Origin of the sequence: Mycobacterium sp. Aquia_213 (genome assembly GCF_026625985.1) — a bacterium.
Lineage (GTDB): Bacteria > Actinomycetota > Actinomycetes > Mycobacteriales > Mycobacteriaceae > Mycobacterium.
The window spans coordinates 1,898,010-1,915,395 of sequence record NZ_CP113116.1 but is presented as its reverse complement, the minus strand read 5'-3'; the positions used below and the strand labels follow the sequence as shown (position 1 = coordinate 1,915,395).

Here is a 17,386-nt window from a genome sequence, read left to right as displayed (position 1 = left end):
GCGCGTCAGCTCAGCGCACTCACCTTGTCCATCATCGCGTGCGCGATCGCGACGGCATCGGTCTTGGCGGACGGCTGGTCCGTCAGGTCGGTGCTGCCGACCAGGGCGACCTCCACCTCGACCAGGCAGTTCCCCCGCACCCCGAGGGCACGAACTTCCGGGACGGCCTGCAGACTCGAATCCTCGCTGGCCTGTCGCGAAACACTCGCTGCGACAACGGAATCAGCGACACGGACGTCGCTGATGGCGTTCTGGGTGAAACTGCTGGACGGCACGGTCAGCGTTTTACCGTCGCATTGCTTCCACTGTTCGGTGAACTTCGCAAACAACGCGCTGGCTGCGGCCGTCGTGGGCAGTGCGACGACGCCCTCGGCGACGTCGATCGCGCTTGCGGAGGATTCTTCCTGCTGCCAAAGCGCCTGAGCGACGTTCTTGACGTCGGCGGACTGGTAGACGCTTTTATGGGTCATGTAGACGACACCCACGCACCCGGCGGGCGAAGCCAATGGATAGGCATCGATCAACATCTCACCGCCACCGAAGGACGGCGGAAATTGCGAGACGGCCTGGAACGATCGGTCGAGAAGCTTCGACAAGGCCGCGGCATCCAAGGGTACCTGTTTGACCTTTTCACCAATCACCGGATGAGGCAGTTGATTCGGCGCCGGCCGCGCCGTGCCGCCGGTCGTCGCGGCACACCCGGTAGCCAGCAGGACCGCCATCAGCGGCGCCACGCTGCACCGCCGTCTACTCATTTCTTGGCTTTGTCCCCCGCGGCATCGCTGGACAGCGCGGCGACAAACGCCTCCTGCGGAACTTCAACGCGCCCAATGGTTTTCATCCGCTTCTTGCCTTCCTTCTGCTTTTCCAGAAGTTTGCGTTTACGGGTGATGTCTCCCCCATAGCACTTGGAGAGCACGTCCTTGCGGATCGCGCGAATGTTCTCGCGCGCAATGATTCTCGATCCGATAGCCGCCTGCACCGGTACCTCGAACTGCTGGCGCGGGATCAATTCCTTGAGCTTGGTGGTCATCTTGTTGCCGTAGGCCGAGGCCCCGTCCTTGTGCACGATCGCGCTGAACGCGTCAACGGCCTCGCCCTGCAGCAGGATGTCGACCTTGACCAGATCCGCCTCCTGCTCGCCGGCCTCCTCGTAGTCCAGGCTGGCGTAGCCGCGGGTCCGCGACTTCAGCGAGTCGAAGAAGTCGAAGATGATCTCCCCCAACGGCATCGAGTAGCGCAGCTCGACGCGCTCCGGCGACAGGTAGTCCATGCCGCCGAGCTCACCGCGGCGCGACTGACACAGCTCCATGATGGTGCCGATGAACTCGCTGGGCGCGATGACGGTGGTCTTCACGATGGGCTCATACACCGTGCGCACCTTGCCTTCTGGCCAGTCCGACGGGTTGGTCACCACGATTTCGCTGTTGTCCTCCTTGACCACCCGGTACACGACGTTCGGCGACGTCGAGATCAGGTCCAAATCGAATTCGCGCTCCAGGCGCTCGCGGGTGATCTCCATGTGCAGCAGCCCCAGGAACCCGCACCGGAAACCGAAGCCCAACGCCACCGAGGTCTCCGGCTCGTAGGTCAGGGCCGCATCGTTGAGCTGCAGCCTGTCCAGGGCGTCGCGCAGGTCCGGGTAGTCGGAGCCGTCCACGGGATACAGACCCGAGTAGACCATCGGCTTGGGTTCGCGGTAGCCGGTCAGCGCTTCGGTGGCACCGCGCCGGGCCGTCGTCACGGTGTCACCCACCTTGGATTGGCGGACGTCCTTGACGCCGGTGATCAGGTAGCCCACCTCCCCCACACCCAGGCCGTCGCTGGGCTTGGGGTCGGGCGAGACGATGCCGACCTCGAGCAGCTCGTGCACGGCACCGGTGGACATCATCGCGATGCGCTCGCGGGGCGTGATCTTGCCGTCCACCACGCGGACGTAGGTCACCACACCGCGGTAGATGTCGTAGACGGAGTCGAAGATCATCGCGCGGGCGGGCGCGTCGGCGTCGCCCTGCGGCGGCGGCACCTCGCGCACCACGTGGTCGAGCAGGTCGGTCACGCCCTCGCCGGTCTTGCCGGAGACGCGCAGGACGTCGCCCGGTTCGCAGCCGATGATGTGCGCGATCTCGCCCGCATAGCGCTCCGGGTCCGCGGCCGGCAGGTCGATCTTGTTGAGCACCGGAATGATGTGCAGGTCGCGATCCAGCGCCAGGTAGAGGTTTGCCAGCGTCTGGGCCTCGATGCCCTGCGCCGCGTCGACCAGCAGCACCGCGCCCTCGCAGGCCTCCAGCGCGCGGGACACCTCGTAGGTGAAGTCAACGTGACCCGGGGTGTCGATCAGGTGCAGGACGTAGTCGGTCTCTTCGACTTTCCACGGCAGCCGCACGTTCTGCGCCTTGATGGTGATGCCGCGCTCGCGCTCGATGTCCATCCGGTCGAGGTACTGCGCACGCATGTCCCGCTCGGCGACGACGCCGGTCAGCTGAAGCATCCGGTCGGCCAACGTGGACTTGCCGTGGTCGATATGAGCGATGATGCAGAAGTTCCTGATCTGCGCCGGCGCGGTGAACGTCTTGTCGGCGAAACTGCTGATGGGGATCTCCTGGCGGGTGCTGTTGATGCTGCTTGACCGCGGTTCGCGGGTACGTCCAGGGTATCCATGCGGGCTGGTCGGGACACACTCGGACACAGTCGCGCCCATCGGCTGACGACTATGCTGCGACTATGGCGTCCGGCCGGAAAACGCAATGGAGAACTTTCCAGCGGTTTGCTCAGAACGTGGTCGTCTACGGGGTTCCGCGATTCATCCAGCAAGTGCAGACCGCGCACGCCGTGTACCGCGAAATCGAACAGGTCGTGAAAACCACCGCGAACGCCCGGGCTTCCAGCGGCGAGTCGGAGCCGGCGTCGATCACCGAGGGCCGGCCGGTGACCAGCGACAGTTTCCCGACCGCACAACGGGCCCGCAAGGTCGTCTACGCCCCCGACCTCGACGGCCGGGCCGATCCCGGGGAAATCGTCTGGACGTGGGTGGTCTACGAGGACGATCCCACCCGCGGAAAGGACCGCCCGGTCCTGGTCGTGGGCCGCGACCGCGGCATCCTGCTCGGGCTCATGCTGTCCAGCCAGGAGCACTATGCCGCCGACCCGGATTGGGTCGGGATCGGTGCCGGCGACTGGGATTACGAGGGCAGGCAAAGCTGGGTGCGGCTGGACCGGGTGCTCGACGTGCCCGAAGCGGGCATTCGCCGCGAGGGCGCGATCCTGGAACGCGAGATCTTCGACGTGGTCGCTGCCCGCCTGCGCACCGACTACGCCTGGCGCTGACGCACTCCATCGCCAAACGTGCTCTCAGGGCGAAGAGGGGCGGATTTTTCGCTGTGGTTGCACGTTCGGCGAAAAGGGCGATCAGCCTTGCGTGATGTAGGACTGCAGCTGCTGCTGTTCGGCCTCGAGCTCTTCCATGCGCGTCTTCACGACGTCACCGATGCTGACGATGCCGATCAGCTTCTTACCGTCCAGCACGGGCACGTGGCGCACCCGGTTCTTGGTCATCAGCACGCTGATCTCGTCGACCGTGTCGGCCTTCGTGCAGGTCGCAACGGTCGCGGTCATGATTTTGGAGATCGGGCGGGTGAGCATGCTGGGGCCATGCGCGTGCAGTTGGCGCACGACGTCGCGCTCGGACACGATGCCGACCACTCCCTCGTCTCCCACCACCACCATGGCGCCGATGTTTTGCTCGGCGAGGCCGGCGAGCAGTTCCCGGACCGTCGCGTCGGGATTGATCGTCGTGACCGCCGCACCTTTGTTACGCAAAACGTCCGCTATCCGCATCAAGCCTCCAGCTGGTTGTGATCTGCTTCACACCAGGCTACGGCTATCTCGCGCGGCGGGAAAGGCAACGCGAAAAAGACAACCGCCGATCCCAGTGATCAGTCGATTGGGCCACAATCCGCCGACGCATCTTGAAGGATTGGGCCATGATCGAGATCACCCTGTTGGGAACCGGCAGTCCCATCCCCGACCCGAACCGAGCGGGGCCGGCGACACTGGTGCGGGCCGGCGGACAGGTGTTCCTGGTGGATTGTGGGCGGGGCGTCCTGCAGCGCGCCGCGGCCGTCGGCGTGGGCGCCGCCGGCTTGTCGGCGCTGCTGCTCACCCACCTGCACAGCGACCACATCGGCGATCTCGGCGACCTGCTCATCACGCGGTGGATCACCACGTTCACGCCCGATCCGGCGCCGTTCCCGATCATCGGGCCACCGGGCACCGCGGAAACCGTCGAGGCCACCCTGAAGGCGTTCGGCCACGACATCAGCTACCGGATCGCCCATCACGACGACCTGAACACGCCGCCACCGATCGAGGTGCACGAATACACCGAGGGTCTGGTGTGGGACCGCGACGGCGTCTCGATTCGGGTGGCGCCCACCGACCACCGGCCGGTGGCACCGACCATCGGGTTCCGGATCGACGCCGGCGGCGCCTCGGTGGTACTGGCCGGGGACACGGTGCCGTGCGCGGGCCTGGACGAACTGGCGGCCGGGGCGGGCGCCTTGGTGCACACCGTGATCCGCAAGGACATCGTCACGCAGATCCCACAGCAGCGGCTGCAGGACATCTGCGACTACCACTCGTCGGTCGAAGAAGCCGCGGCGACCGCGGCCCGCGCGGGGGTCGCCACCTTGGTCATGACGCACTATGTGCCGGCGCTGGTGCCCGGACAAGAAGAACAGTGGCGGACGCTGGCCGCTTCGGAATTCGGCGGGCGCATCGAGCTGGGCGACGACTTGCACCGCGTCGAGGTCCCACCACGGCCGTAGCCATTGACTTCGCTTGGCCCAGGCTGGTTCTCGCGATGCGGCAGCACCGCGGTGGCGGCTAAGCTCTGGCTGGTGGATGGTCGCCTGAGCGAACGTGCAGCTCACCCGGACGAGCACTGGGCAGACATCGAACCCGGCACGCTGTCCCATCTGCTCCGGGCACGCAGGCCCGCGTTGTATTTCGCCGCCAACATCGGCGACTCGGTCATGACGCTGCCGACGGTGCGCGCGTTAAGCGAAATGTTCGACGCCCCACTGACACTGGTCTCTCCCAAGGTGGCCTTCGACCTCTGTTTCCGGGAGGTGAGTCCCCGCCTCGTCGACGTCACCGGAGTACCGGAAACGGGGCCATCCGTTCTTCCCGTTCGATCCCCCGACTGTTCAGCCTTGGCTGACCAGCTCGGCCCTGTCGACGTGTTCATCAACGCCGTGAGCACAAACCTGCCGATGGAAACTTTTCGGGATCTTCAGCGACGCCTTGCCCCCACCACGACCATCGGCTTCCCCAGCGACTACGCGCAATACGACGTGACCGTTCCCAAACAGGCGTGGCACGCCTGCGACTTGCTGTTCAAGTTGGCACGTCTCTTCGATCCTTCGCTACGGATCGAGAACTACGCCCGGCCGGTGTCCGTCCCGCCGTCCGTGCAGGAGCAAGCCCGGTCGATGCGTGCCGCGCTGCCCGCCGGGACCAGGGTGCTCGTCGTGCATGCCGACACCGATTGGAAAGAAAAGCGTTGGCCTGTTACACGTTTCATCGATCTGCTGGACCGATTCCTGTCGAGTCATCCCGAATTCGTGGCGTGGGTCGTCGGGATGGGACACGAAGAACTCGACGTCGGGCGTGAACGTGACCGCGTTAATTCCCATCTCGGGCTGCCGCTCGATCTCAGCATGAGCATGGTCGCCAACGCGGACCTTTTCTTGGGCGTCGATTCCTGCATGCTCCATGCCGCTGATCTCGCGCGAGTTCCGGGTGTCGGACTGTTCGGCCCGACGCGATCGGTGACCTGGGGATTCCGGTTCGGGCCACACCGGCACCTCGATCAGCGAAAGATGGCGGACATCAGCGTCGACGAGGTGTTGGGTGCATTGGACGACATCGCCGAAGAACACGTATTGGCGGAATTACCTTGCCGTCACCTCGATTAAGCTTGTTGACCAAGCGCGCCAAGCCCGCGACCGATAACTTGCTGGCCGCCACCCCCGCTGCGGGGGCCCGGCGTTGGGAGAGGACCTAGGTTATGGGCATGGTCAGGCCGACGGGCGGGTTTGCCGAAGGCATGCTCGACGCCGGCGGGTGGCCGGACGTAGCCGAAGACGCCTTCTACAACCGAGCCCAGCAGTACATGCAGGTGTTGCGGCAGGTAACCGAGGTGCTGGACACCTTCCGGCAGCAGCAGGGTGAGATCTTCGTGGGTGGCCTCTGGTCGGGCGGTGCGGCCGGTGCCGCCAACGGCGAGCTCGAAACAAATATCGACGAATTGGTGAAGCTGCAAAACGATTTGGCCACCGCGATTACCTGGCAGCGAAAGGTCGCCGGGTCGATCGAGCAGGCGAAGTCGGACATCGGTGACAACGTGGATGCTGCGCAGCGGCAGATCAACCTGATCGAGCAGGATTCCAAACTCGAGCCCGCCGAGCGAACCGCCGCCATCAATTCGGTAGTCAGCGCGACGCATGCCGCCAATGTCAGCGTGCTCGCGGGCACCGCGGAGCAGATTCTGGAGAGCAAGGACTGGAAGCCGCCGGAGCGCGCACTGCAGGATCTGCTCGACCAGAAAGCACCGCCGCCAGAGTCAGAAACGCGAGACCCGCTGTTGGGTGACCGAGACCGGCAGCGGTCGGGTCGATCGTGGGGGCAGGGTTCACCGGACGGTTCCTCGCAGCCGTCGACCGCGACTCCCCCGCCGGTCGCCACCGCCCCACCACCATCGACGGTGATGGCACCCATGCCGGTAGCCCCGACCGCCGCGACCGGCGGGACCGCTCCCGTCGTCCCACCGACCGCACCAAAACCGTTGGCCCCGGCGGAGTCCGCACCGCCAATCGGCGCCGGCGGCCGCAACACCACCCTGCCGGCCACGCCCGCGGCTCCGGCCGCGCAGTGGGCAGGGCCCCGGGATACGGGTCCGGCGATGGCCCCGGCATCGGCGACGGGCGTGCCGGCCGCGCCACCCGGACCACGTGGTGCCGCCGCGGGTTCGGGCACGGCCGCCGGCTCGAGTGCGCCGGTCGGGCAGAACCCGACAGGCGCATCGCCGAGCACTCGACCGGCGGCGGCCCGTCCATCACCGCGCAGCGCGGCCGCTGCCCGCCCGAAGTCGGCGCAACGCACCGAATCGGATGCGGGTGCGGCGGTTCCGGTTTCGGCGGCGCGGGCCGAGCGCGATGCGGCCGCGGACGCCGCGCGCCGCGGCGAGGCGGATCCCTTGGTACTCGCGCGCCGCATCGCCGCGGCGCTCAACGCGCCCGACGGTGGCGGCGCCAACCATTTGAAGTTCTTCTGGGTGACCGCGGTGACCACCGAGGGCGTCATCGTGGTCGCCAACAACTATGGGCTGGCCTACATCCCGGACGGGGTGCAGTTGCCCGACCAGGTACACATGGCCAGTGCCGAGCAGACGGTTCCGGCCACCGAGCGGGCCCGCTGGGCCACCTACCCCGTGATCGCCGTGCAGGGGTGGGCAGAACATCGAAACACCAAGCTGCGGGCGGTGATTGCGACGCAGGAGCAGTTCGGTGATTCCGATCCCGGCGTCGCCACGGTGGTGCTGAAGCCCGAGGACATCCCGGAAAGCGGCGCGATGGCCGGCCGGTCCCGGCTGGAAGTCGTTCATCCCGAAGCCGCAGAGCGCCTGGCGGGCACTCCCGACTCGCGGTTGGTCGCCCTGTTGCCGGCGCCGCCGGCCGGCCCGCCCGCCGACCGGCGCTCGAAGTTGTGGCTGGAGACGATGAGACCGTTGTCCAGCCGCGCGACCGGCCGATCGGCGGCACACCTGCGGGCGTTCCGCGCCTACGCCGCCCACGCGCACGAGGTGATCGTCGGTGAGGCGCGCGCGGCGGCCGAGCCACCCGCCCAGCGTTCCGCCGTCGCTGACTGGCTCTACTGGAAGCACGTCGCCGAGTTGCTCGAAGCCGCAACGCCATCACCGAAGTCGGCCGTGAAGGCCTAACTGCCACCAAAGGCGTTGCCGTTACTGCGGTTTGGCTTCGCCCGTCCCGATCGTTTCGGTCAGCGAATCGGCAAGCCTTCCCAGCGACTCGATGAATTCCTGCTGCTGGGCTGCGACGGCCGCCGTCGCGGTGGCCTGCGCGTTTTGTATCGCTTCGTTGACCCGCAGCGCCACCGTTTCAACGCCCAGTCGCAGCAAGCCGTCCGCGATGTACAGGCCGGTGAGCCACTGCCGGCCATCGAGCGTTACCTTGACGGTCTCCGTTTCGTCTGCGCCCCTGAAGGATTCGTTCTTCAAGTGGGCGGCATCCGCGTCCCCCATCGACTGAATCTGCTCCACCGTGCGCAGCGCCTCGGCAACTATCGGGTGCATCTCATTGCTCATCTGGCGTCCTTATGTCGGGGGTCTCTGCCCGGGCCCGTCGGGTGCTCAGACGTCATCGCTGGTGTACCGCGTGGCGAATACCTCCGCCTGCGCCCGAATAGCCTGGTCCGGCGACCGCAATTCGGTCACGCCCGTTTCCAGCGCTTCGGCGACGAACTCTTCATCCTCTGGATCCGTTATCCCCAGGTGCCGGAAGGCATCAAGCACGAAGGAGTGCTGAATCGATAGGGCCCGTTGCCGAGCAAGGTCCGCGATGGCGAGTATCTCGTCGGCAAGCGCGGATTCATTCATCTTTGCCGCATCCGCCGACAGTTCGACCGTCGCGACTCTGCCGTCCATGGTCGCCGTCACCGACACGCTCTCGGGCGGATTAGTCACCTTGGCTGTCGGCAATGCGTCTTCGTCGTCGTCGGCACCGGTGGCCCCGAGGTCGCCTGCGTGCTCGGCCAGCGTGTCCATCAAGCGCGACTCGGCCGCTGCGTACGCGGGCTCCGCCGGTTCGTTCGCGACCAACGCGTCTATCGCCGACGGCTCGGCATAGTCGTGGCCGGAACCGTCGCCGAAATCAAACGCACCGCTGTCCTGGCCAAACCCGTCGCCGAAATCCTGGTGTCCACCGCTTTCCGGGTTGTCGCCGAAATCCCATGCGGCGGCGGAATATCCGTCCTCGTCGCCGTGTCCGTGTTGCGTGGTGTCCACTCTGGCGTCTCTCTTTCCGAACTCTGGCAGTAGGTTGCCGAATTCAGCCGGGCAAAATCTGTCGGCCGAGGTTCTTGCTGGACTGCGCGTCGGTGCTCGTATAGGCGGCCGCGCTGGTGCGCAGATTTGCGGCCATATCAGTGGATACGGCGATCATGTTGTTGCACGCGGCTTCGCGTTCACTCTCGGTGCCGAACATTGCTCCCCAGAACACCGCGGAGATCAAGCCATGATCCCAAACCAGTTTGTACGCCAACCCATTGGCTGCTGACATGGCATTGTTGATTTCGGCCGCGGCTTCGTCCTGCTCGACAGCCAATTTTTCTAGGTATGCGGTTGTTACTTGCATCTTGTCTGGCATCGATTTCCTCTTTCCACGGCTCAGCGGACGCGTTCGTGCACCGATTCGGTGCCGTCGGCGGGGGTGCCGACGGGCGCTCGTTCAGCAGCCTCGGCGCCCGTGGCCGCCCCCTCGAGAACACCTTCCTCGTCGGCGGTCGGCTCGTGCGCGGCGGTCCCCTTTGCTCCGGCCGCCGCGGGCGATGGGGACGAGGTCGGTGCGCCCGACACCGCGCTCGGCATCCGACCGACGGCGGGCGAGGCGTAGGCCGGTGAGCCGCCGGCCTGCGGCACCGCACCCTCCAACGACGGTGCGCCCGACCAGTCACCCGAAGGACTCTCGGCTTCGCCAGTGCTCACGGCACCGGGGGACGAACTCGGGGTGCCCGCGGGCAACGCGGCGCCCTGGCCAAAACCACCGGACGCCGCGGCCGATGATCCGGCGTTGATCTCGTCGAACTCGCTCACCGTCGACTTCGGCGCGGGCGCTTCCGCGGGCGGCGCGTATTCCGAACCCGTGCCGGTCGCGCTGGCGGCAACGGCGGTGTATTCGGCGGTAACCGCCTGGAGGGCAGCCCCGTTGTCCGCCGCTTTGGTAAACGCGACCACACACGCGGAGAGAGCCACCGGCAAACCAACCAACAACATTGCCCACTGGAACGTTATCGAAATCGCTTCCCCGGCTGGGCCATAGGCCCATCGCAGAGTGGCCGCTACCGGGATGCAAGCGGTGTAAAAGGCCCGGACGCTCGTCAGGGTGATCTTGCAATTGCCAAGCGTGTCGGAGTTCTGCTGGAGGAGCGCCGCGACCTGAAGATCAAGGCCTTCCATAATGGTCGCCCATTCTGTCTGCTGGGCGTTTAGCGCGTTATAGGAATCGGCCGCCGTACCCAACCACGAGTCGCCGACAACCGCCGCATCCTTCAGGTTTTCCCAGGCTAGTTTGAAATAACTCGATGCCGCTTCATACGTCTGACCCTGTTCCTTGCCACTGCCGAGCAACAGCGTCAGCGCGGTCACAATCTGTATCCCGCGTTCCAGGATGACGGCCTCTACCCCGAACGAGTCCCTTAACGATTCTTTGCCCTCTTTGCGAGGACCGAGTAGGTCGCCCGCCACCGATTTAGGAAGATAGTTTTTCCCGATCGCATACCCGGCCTGGCCGAGAGCGAGGACAAGGTTGAGCGTGCCATCGGCGTAATTGCCCGTCGCGAAGGCTTTACCCGCCGCGACCGTGCTGAAACCGGGCTTCCAGGTATCTGAAATCTTGGGCATCGCTAATTTCCTCCCAATTTCTCTGGAATCGCGCGGCAATAATTTGACTGAACTCTAACAGCGCTCCGAGTCGTCGCGCGCACCAATCTCGCTGTGTACCAGGCACTTTGACCGTACGACACGCCTACGCCGCTCCAGCGTCGACTGTTGTTCACCTGTGTCGGACGACGCAAACACGGCGCGGTTGACCCGACCCCGTGCAGCGTCACTCGGGTGCGTCGTTGCGCCGGCGAACACCGATGACGGACGAAGTCCACGGCCGCTCTTCGGTGTAGATGTCCTCTTCGTCCCCGTAGCGTTTGGCCTTGCTGTCCTTGCCCTGGCCCTGGCCTGCCCCGGCGCCCATCGGCATCCCGCCGCCCATGGCGCCGCGACCGCCCATCGCACCGCCCGCTCCGGGGTTCACGCCGCCCGCGCCGGGTCGTGCCGCCGCACCCGACGTCGCCGCACCGGCGTCCGACGGAGCCTGCAACGGCGCCGAAGGCATGCCGCCGCCACCCACTGACGCCGGCTTGACCCCACCCGCCTTCGGCAGGCCGGGCGCAACCATCGGCGGTGGCGGCGCCGTATTAGCGAATGGGTCACTGGCCGTGTCGGTTTGGCTGGCCATATCGCTGAGGCTGCTGACCATGTCGGACAAGTTCGCGTTGGACAGCGGCGAAGCAAGGGCGTCGGGTTTGGCCACCCCAGTGCCGGCATCGACAACACCACCAATAGCGCCACCGATCGCGCCACGGATGATTTCTTCGGCGTTATCCGGTATCTGAAGGGGCGCCTTGACAGTGACCGCGGCGGGAGGGTTGGTGGGATATACCAGCGCTAACGGCAAAGTCGCGCGGCTGTAGTACTCGGCCAGCACCGTCTCCGACCTTTCCTGCATGTCGACGTACCACGTCAGACTGTCGTTTTGTCTGGCGATGTCTCCCCTCCTCCCGTACTCGTCGTACCAGTAGTCGGTGATGTATAGCTCATAGGACGAGGGGTGGACCGTGATGGCCCATTTGTGCGCCTCGACAACCCTGCTGGCCTGATCGGCAACCTGGTAGCAAGAGCCGCCGCCCAGCTGGATCAGATATTTCTTCTGTTGTTCGAAATTGGCTTCGACCGCCGCCGCCGACTCGCCTTCCCAGTACTCGAATGGGCGGAAGCGTCGCATGACCTCGTCCGATTGCAACGCCAAAACATAGGCGTTCCAGTCATTCTCGAATTTGGTGTACCCGGGCCCTTGGTCGGGAGCCTCGATATCCTCAATCGCCTGCCTGAGGTCGTAATAACCGTCATATCCGGGTGTTTCCGGCGGCGGCGCGAAGCTTTCGTCCCTGCCGGTTTTCTGCGCCGCAGGTGTGCTCGCGGACTCGGGCGTGGCCGACGACTCGTTGGTGAGCGCGTCCGCGGCCGCCTGGTCGGCTTCTTCGTAGGCCAGCGCCGCGTTTCGCAGCGACTCCGCCAGTACCCGATATTCCGCTTCGGCTCGTTTGATACTTTCGCGAATCGCGCTGGCAGAGTAGTCCAGCTGCGTGCCGGAATCCACGGTGAAAGAAATGGCGCACGGCGGCCGCGCGCTCTCGGGTGGCGGGGCGGGCAGCGGCACTTCGAGTTCGGCGGCCCTGGCCATCAGCTCGTCATACTCGACCTTGAGCATCTCGGCCATGGACGAGTCTCCTTCTTCGCCGAAGTCACCATCACGAGATCGGTGGTCAATCGAGCGCACGCTGACGGCCGGGCCGCGCGGGCGAGGCCATCGTAAGCCAGCAAGGCCCGCGTCGCAGGGCGATCGTCGGAGATCGCTAGGCCAGTCGGGTGACCTCCACAACCACATCGAGGTCGGTTGCGCCCTGCCCCGAATAGATGCCCTTCAGCGGCGACACGTCGGTGTAGTCCCGACCGACGCCCACGCTGACATATTGCTCGGTGATCTCGGTGTCATTGGTGGGGTCGTAGTTCCACCAACCACCGGTCCACGCCTGGATCCAGGCGTGGCTTCGGCCTTCCACGGTGTCCCCAACGACGGCGTTACGCTTGGGGTGTAGGTAGCCCGACACATAGCGCGCCGGAATTCCCATGTCGCGCAACAATATCAGCGACAAATGCACGAAGTCCTGACACACTCCCTTGCCCGCCTTCAGGGCGTCCAGCCCCGACGAGCGCACCCCGGTGGTGCCCGGAAGGTAGTCCAGCTCGTCGTGCACCCAGTTGGCCGCGGCCATGACAGCTTCCTGTGGCTCATGGGCTTTCGCGATTCTCTTGCCGATGGACCTGACCCGCTTGCTTGCCGGCGTGTACTCGGTGGGCTGGAGCAATTCGTCGAACCGATCGATCACCGCCGCGGAATGCAGGTCGCTCCAGCTGACATCCTTGGCGGCCGGCTCCGGCTGCTCGGTCTCGACAACCGACGAGGACGTCACCGTCAGATCGCTGTGCGGCGCGTGCAAGTCGAACGCCGTGACCGCGGTGCCCCAGTAGTCGATGTACCGGTAAGACCGGGTTGCCGGAATGGTCTCGACACGGTTGAGGATGACGTTTTGCCGGGTGTCCGAGCTCGGGGTCAGCCGCGCCTCGTTATAGGAGGCGGTGACCGCCGATTGGTAGGCGAACCCGGTCGTGTGCACTACGCGCAGCCGCCACATCAGGTATCTCCGTTCCGGGTGACCAGGCCGGCGCCATGACCGGCATCCGACCACGCCACCCACGGTGTGACGTGGAAGTACTGCAGCGACAACGCGTCTCCGACATCGCTGCAGGTTGTCTGCAAGCCAGCCAGTCGCGTCTCCAGCGTGTCCAGCAACACCCCGGGCGGCATGAATTCCAGTTCGCTGCGCGCCTGCCCAAGCAGTCGCTGCGCTTCGGCGGTGGCCCCCACCCGGCTCATCGGGTTGCGCACCAGCTCCTCGATGCTTTCTTCGGCCAGCTTCAGTGAGTAGAACACCGACCGGGGGAACAATCGGTCGAGCAGCATGAACTCGACCACGCGGCCGGCATCCAGTACCCCGCGATAGGTGCGCAGATATGTGTCGTGCGCACCGGCCGAGCGCAACAGCGTTACCCACGCCGGCGAGGACGCACTGTCGCCCACCCGAGACAGCAGCAGCCGCACCGTCATATCGACGCGCTCGATCGCCCGGCCCAACAGCATGAAGCGGTATCCGTCGTCGCGCGAGAGCGTCGAGTCGGCCAGGCCGGCGAACATCGCGGCCCGGCCCTCGATGAAGGACAGAAACTCATGTGGCCCAAGGCGTTTGGCGGCGCGTTCGCGTTCGGGCAGGGCATGGTAAGTGGTGTTGAGGCATTCCCAGATTTCGATGGACGTCACTTCGCGGGCCGACTTGGCGTTTTCGCGCGCCGCCGTGATCGCGTCGACGATCGAACAGCCACCCTTGTTGTCGTCGGTGTTGTAGGCGACGAGGTCGGTCAACGACCAAACATCCAAATCGTGCTTGGGGGACGCGATACCAAGCACCCGCAACAACAGCCGGGACGCCTGGTCGGGATCGACGCTGGAATCCTCCAGCAATTGATGCAGTGCCACATCGAGAATGCGCGCGGTGTCATCCGCCCGCTCAACGTAGCGGCCGATCCAGTACAGCGCCTCGGCGTTTCGGGCCAACATCAGCGGACCGCCCTTTGTTGCTGTTGCTTTTGCTTCTGCTTTTTCGCGGGCTTCTCGTCCTGTGGTTGCTCGGTCTGCAGGGGCTGTTGATGCGACGACCCCGACGATTCGTCGGGCTCCTTCTCCGACATGGACTTTGGCAGCGAACGCACGACTTCGGCGGCACCCAGCTCACGATCGGCGGCCGACGCGCGCGACGCCAGCACCCAGGTGTCCTTGGAACCACCACCCTGACTGGAGTTGACCACCCGCGAACCCTCGACCAGCGCCACCCGACTCAGCCCGCCCGGCAGCACCCATACCTCGTCGCCGTCGTTGACCGCGAACGGCCGCAGGTCGACGTAGCGCGGTGCCAGCGCGTTGCCGATCCGGGTGGGCACGGTCGACAGCTCCATCATCGGCTGCGCGATCCAGCTGCGCGGGTCGTCGCGAATCTTCTTGCTGACGGCCGCCAGTTCTTTCTCGGACGCGTCGGGGCCGAACACAATGCCGTAGCCGCCGGATCCCTCGACCGGCTTGATGACCAGCTCGCCGACCCGGTCGAGCACTTCCTCGCGTTCGTCGTCCAGCCAGCAGCGATAGGTGTCCACATTGGCCAGCAGCGGCTTCTCGCCGAGGTAGTACTCGATCATGGTCGGCACGTAGGTGTAGACCAGCTTGTCGTCGCCGACTCCGTTGCCGATCGCGCTGGAGATCACGACGTTGCCGGCGCGGGCGGCGTTGACCAACCCGGCCACCCCCAGCACCGAGTCGGCGCGAAACTGCAGCGGGTCGAGGAAGACGTCGTCGATGCGCCGATAGATGACGTCGACCTGGGTCTCGCCCTCGGTGGTGCGCATGTACACCTGGTTGTCACGGCAGAACAGGTCACGGCCCTCGACCAGTTCGACGCCCATCTGCCGCGCGAGCAGCGAATGCTCGAAGTACGCGGAGTTGTAGACACCGGGTGTCAGCACCACCACGGTCGGGTCGGCCTCGTTGGTCGCCGCGGAATTGCGCAGCGCCCGCAGCAGGTGCGAGGCGTAGTCGTCGACGGCACGCACCCGGTGGGTGGCGAACAGGTTCGGGAAGACCCGCGCCATGGTGCGCCGGTTCTCCATCACGTACGACACGCCCGACGGCGAGCGCAGGTTGTCCTCGAGCACCCGCCAGGTGCCTTTTTCGTCCTTGATGAGGTCGATTCCGGCGACGTGAATTCGGACCCCGTTGGGCGGGACGATGCCCACCGCCTGGCGGTGAAAGTGCTCACAGGACGTGACCAGGCGACGCGGAATCACGCCGTCGTTCAGGATCTCCTGATCGCCGTAAATGTCGTCGAGATACATCTCGAGGGCTTTGACACGTTGGATGATGCCGCGCTCCAGCCGGGTCCATTCGGCTGCCGCGAGCACCCGCGGCACCAGGTCCAGCGGAAACGGCCGTTCCTGGCCCGACAGGGAGAACGTGATGCCCTGGTCGATGAACGCACGGGCCAGCGCGTCGGCGCGGGCCCGCAGGTCCGAGGCGTCCGATGGCGCCAGCTCGGCGTAGATGCCCTTGTAGGGGCCACGCACGTTGCCCTGCGCATCGAACATCTCGTCGAAGGCCAGCTCGTAGGCGTCCGACGTGTTGTAGCCGCTAAAGATGCGCTCGGAGCGCGCCAGCGCCCGCGCAGCGCTGCGCGACCCACGCCTGCCTGTTTCGGCCTGGTCCGCAAGACTCACTTTTAGGATGCTGCCTTAAATCGACGTAATGGCAGGCCACGAGTTCCCGTTTTGGGAGAAAACGTAACCGACTGCTAACCTGAGCAGTCGCAATCGGGTGTGGGGCGCCCCCCGAAACGACACCGCAAAGACCAAATCGACGAAGGATAGTTCCGCGTGGCCAACATCAAGTCGCAGCAGAAGCGTATCAAGACCAACGAGCGCGCCCGACTGCGCAACAAGTCGGTGAAGTCCTCGCTGCGCACCGCTGTGCGCGCGTTCCGTGAGGCCGCTGAGGCGGGCGACAAGGACAAGGCCGCGGAGTTGCTGGTGTCGACCAACCGCAAGCTGGACAAGGCGGCCACCAAGGGCGTCATCCACAAGAACCAGGCCGCCAACAAGAAGTCGGCGCTGGCGCGGTCCCTCAACAAGATCTGAGCCCTGGGCTATCGGCCCCGGTCGGCCACCAATTCGGCCACCTTTCTGACCGCTGATTCCAGCGCATAGTCGGCGTCTGCCGCCGCTCCCTTGACGTTGGCGTTGAGTTCCGCCACCACTTTCATCGCGGTTGCCACACTGTCGCGCGACCAGCGCCGGGCCTGCTTCTGCGCCTTCTGCACCCGCCAGGGCGGCATCCCCAGCTGCCCGGCCAGCCGGTACGGGTCGCCGGAGAGCGGACCCACCCGGCCGATGGTGTGGATGGCTTCGGCCAGTGCGTCGGCCAGCACCACCAGCGGTTCGCCACGCATCATCGCCCACCGCAGCGCCTCGGTCGCACCCGCGACATCCCCGGCCACGGCCTTGTCCGCGATATCGAAGCCCTTCACCTCGGCCTTGCCGCTGTGATAGCGGCGCACCGCGGTCTCGTCGACCTCACCACCGGTGTCGGCGACCAGTTGCGAGCAGGCCGAGGCCAGCTCGCGGACGTCGGAGCCCACGGCGTCCAACAGGGCGGTCACCGTGTCCTCGTCGACCTTGACCCGCAGCGCGCGAAACTCCTTGCGGATGAAGTCGACGCGTTCGCTCAACTTGGTGATCCGCGCGCAGGGGTGAACCTCGGCCCCCAGCGACTTCAGCTGGTCGGCCAGCGCCTTGGCCCGACCGCCGCCAGAGTGCACCACCACCAGCACCGTGCCCGCCGGCAGGTCGACGGCGGCCGCGGCGATCATCGCGACCGTGTCCTTGCCCGCTTCGGCCGCGGCCTCCAGCACGACGATGCGCTCGTCGGCGAACAGCGACGGGCTCAGCAGCTCGGCGAGCTCATAGGTACTGACGTCGCCGGCCCGCATGCGATTGACCGGGATGTCATCGGTGCCGGCGCGTTTGCGCGCCGCCCGCAGCACGTCGGCCACGGCCCGTTCGACCAGCAGATCCTCGTCCCCCACGACCAAGTGCAAC

At 65.8% G+C, this 17,386-nt stretch carries 17 protein-coding genes; 5 read left to right on the top strand and 12 right to left on the bottom strand.

What is annotated here, in order from left to right; all coding sequences use genetic code 11:
- Nucleotides 1-5: 5 nt before the first annotated feature.
- Nucleotides 6-734 (bottom strand): sensor domain-containing protein, encoded by a 729-nt coding sequence (locus LMQ14_RS09015; RefSeq protein WP_267734405.1) that lies wholly within the window; start codon nucleotides 732-734, stop codon nucleotides 6-8.
- A gap of 17 nt (nucleotides 735-751) precedes the next feature.
- Nucleotides 752-2,701: a translation elongation factor 4 gene (gene lepA / locus LMQ14_RS09010; protein ID WP_267734404.1), complete on the bottom strand. Its 1,950-nt coding sequence runs from the start codon at nucleotides 2,699-2,701 to the stop codon at nucleotides 752-754.
- A 23-nt stretch (nucleotides 2,702-2,724) separates the two neighbouring features.
- Between lepA and LMQ14_RS09005 the strand changes: the two genes are divergently transcribed.
- On the top strand, nucleotides 2,725-3,327 hold the full coding sequence (locus LMQ14_RS09005) for a type II toxin-antitoxin system PemK/MazF family toxin (protein WP_267734403.1): 603 nt from the start codon (nucleotides 2,725-2,727) through the stop codon (nucleotides 3,325-3,327).
- A gap of 81 nt (nucleotides 3,328-3,408) precedes the next feature.
- Here the strand turns inward: LMQ14_RS09005 and LMQ14_RS09000 are convergent, their stop codons facing one another.
- Nucleotides 3,409-3,837 (bottom strand): CBS domain-containing protein, encoded by a 429-nt coding sequence (locus tag LMQ14_RS09000; RefSeq protein WP_267734402.1) that lies wholly within the window; start codon nucleotides 3,835-3,837, stop codon nucleotides 3,409-3,411.
- 146 nt (nucleotides 3,838-3,983) lie between these two features.
- Here LMQ14_RS09000 and LMQ14_RS08995 point away from each other — a divergent pair, with 146 nt between their 5' ends.
- From LMQ14_RS08995 to LMQ14_RS08985, 3 genes are all read left to right on the top strand, one after another.
- The gene (locus LMQ14_RS08995) at nucleotides 3,984-4,826 is read left to right on the top strand and encodes a ribonuclease Z (RefSeq protein WP_267734401.1); all 843 of its coding nucleotides are present in this window, start codon (nucleotides 3,984-3,986) and stop codon (nucleotides 4,824-4,826) included.
- Nucleotides 4,827-4,898: 72 nt separating this feature from the next.
- Entirely contained in the window at nucleotides 4,899-5,978 is a 1,080-nt protein-coding gene (locus tag LMQ14_RS08990) for a glycosyltransferase family 9 protein (RefSeq protein WP_267734400.1), read from the top strand.
- A gap of 98 nt (nucleotides 5,979-6,076) precedes the next feature.
- On the top strand, nucleotides 6,077-8,002 hold the full coding sequence (locus LMQ14_RS08985; protein WP_420714626.1) for a secretion protein EspK: 1,926 nt from the start codon (nucleotides 6,077-6,079) through the stop codon (nucleotides 8,000-8,002).
- A gap of 21 nt (nucleotides 8,003-8,023) precedes the next feature.
- On the opposite strand, the gene LMQ14_RS08980 is transcribed toward LMQ14_RS08985, so the two are convergent.
- From LMQ14_RS08980 to LMQ14_RS08945, 8 genes are all read right to left on the bottom strand, one after another.
- Nucleotides 8,024-8,386, bottom strand: a complete 363-nt coding sequence (locus tag LMQ14_RS08980; RefSeq protein WP_324291113.1) for a YbaB/EbfC family nucleoid-associated protein — start codon at nucleotides 8,384-8,386, stop codon at nucleotides 8,024-8,026.
- Nucleotides 8,387-8,431: 45 nt separating this feature from the next.
- Nucleotides 8,432-9,085, bottom strand: coding sequence for a secretion protein EspD (locus LMQ14_RS08975; protein WP_267734398.1), 654 nt, complete (start codon nucleotides 9,083-9,085; stop codon nucleotides 8,432-8,434).
- 43 nt (nucleotides 9,086-9,128) lie between these two features.
- Nucleotides 9,129-9,446: a type VII secretion target gene (locus tag LMQ14_RS08970; protein WP_267734397.1), complete on the bottom strand. Its 318-nt coding sequence runs from the start codon at nucleotides 9,444-9,446 to the stop codon at nucleotides 9,129-9,131.
- A 20-nt stretch (nucleotides 9,447-9,466) separates the two neighbouring features.
- Entirely contained in the window at nucleotides 9,467-10,738 is a 1,272-nt protein-coding gene (locus LMQ14_RS08965; RefSeq protein ID WP_267734396.1) for an EspA/EspE family type VII secretion system effector, read from the bottom strand.
- Between the two features lie 166 nt (nucleotides 10,739-10,904).
- On the bottom strand, nucleotides 10,905-12,350 hold the full coding sequence (locus LMQ14_RS08960; RefSeq protein ID WP_267734395.1) for a PPE domain-containing protein: 1,446 nt from the start codon (nucleotides 12,348-12,350) through the stop codon (nucleotides 10,905-10,907).
- Between the two features lie 136 nt (nucleotides 12,351-12,486).
- Nucleotides 12,487-13,326 carry a transglutaminase family protein gene (locus LMQ14_RS08955; RefSeq protein ID WP_267734394.1) on the bottom strand — a complete coding sequence of 280 codons (840 nt, stop codon included), beginning with the start codon at nucleotides 13,324-13,326 and terminating at the stop codon, nucleotides 12,487-12,489.
- Nucleotides 13,326-14,306: an alpha-E domain-containing protein gene (locus LMQ14_RS08950; RefSeq protein WP_267734393.1), complete on the bottom strand. Its 981-nt coding sequence runs from the start codon at nucleotides 14,304-14,306 to the stop codon at nucleotides 13,326-13,328. Before LMQ14_RS08950 ends, LMQ14_RS08955 begins: the two co-directional genes overlap by 1 nt.
- Complete coding sequence (locus LMQ14_RS08945) at nucleotides 14,306-16,018, bottom strand: circularly permuted type 2 ATP-grasp protein (RefSeq protein ID WP_420714671.1); 1,713 nt, start codon at nucleotides 16,016-16,018, stop codon at nucleotides 14,306-14,308. The genes LMQ14_RS08950 and LMQ14_RS08945 overlap by 1 nt, the downstream gene beginning before the upstream one ends.
- A gap of 147 nt (nucleotides 16,019-16,165) precedes the next feature.
- Between LMQ14_RS08945 and rpsT the strand changes: the two genes are divergently transcribed.
- Entirely contained in the window at nucleotides 16,166-16,426 is a 261-nt protein-coding gene (gene rpsT, locus LMQ14_RS08940) for a 30S ribosomal protein S20 (protein ID WP_025736070.1), read from the top strand.
- An 8-nt stretch (nucleotides 16,427-16,434) separates the two neighbouring features.
- Here rpsT and holA read toward each other — a convergent pair whose 3' ends face one another.
- A complete protein-coding gene (holA, locus tag LMQ14_RS08935) occupies nucleotides 16,435-17,385 on the bottom strand; it encodes a DNA polymerase III subunit delta (RefSeq protein ID WP_267735420.1) in 951 nt (316 codons plus the stop codon).
- Between the last annotated feature and the right edge of the window lies 1 nt (nucleotide 17,386).

Coding starts and splice junctions, on each gene's coding strand:
- LMQ14_RS08955 (WP_267734394.1), bottom strand. CDS start 13,326: ATGTGGCGGCTGCGCGTAGTGCACACGACCGGGTTCGCCTACCAATCG.
- LMQ14_RS08960 (WP_267734395.1), bottom strand. CDS start 12,350: ATGGCCGAGATGCTCAAGGTCGAGTATGACGAGCTGATGGCCAGGGCC.
- LMQ14_RS08995 (WP_267734401.1), top strand. CDS start 3,984: ATGATCGAGATCACCCTGTTGGGAACCGGCAGTCCCATCCCCGACCCG.
- LMQ14_RS08980 (WP_324291113.1), bottom strand. CDS start 8,386: ATGAGCAATGAGATGCACCCGATAGTTGCCGAGGCGCTGCGCACGGTG.
- LMQ14_RS09005 (WP_267734403.1), top strand. CDS start 2,725: ATGGCGTCCGGCCGGAAAACGCAATGGAGAACTTTCCAGCGGTTTGCT.
- LMQ14_RS09000 (WP_267734402.1), bottom strand. CDS start 3,837: ATGCGGATAGCGGACGTTTTGCGTAACAAAGGTGCGGCGGTCACGACG.
- LMQ14_RS08985 (WP_420714626.1), top strand. CDS start 6,077: ATGGTCAGGCCGACGGGCGGGTTTGCCGAAGGCATGCTCGACGCCGGC.
- lepA (WP_267734404.1), bottom strand. CDS start 2,701: ATGGGCGCGACTGTGTCCGAGTGTGTCCCGACCAGCCCGCATGGATAC.
- LMQ14_RS08970 (WP_267734397.1), bottom strand. CDS start 9,446: ATGCCAGACAAGATGCAAGTAACAACCGCATACCTAGAAAAATTGGCT.
- LMQ14_RS08950 (WP_267734393.1), bottom strand. CDS start 14,306: ATGTTGGCCCGAAACGCCGAGGCGCTGTACTGGATCGGCCGCTACGTT.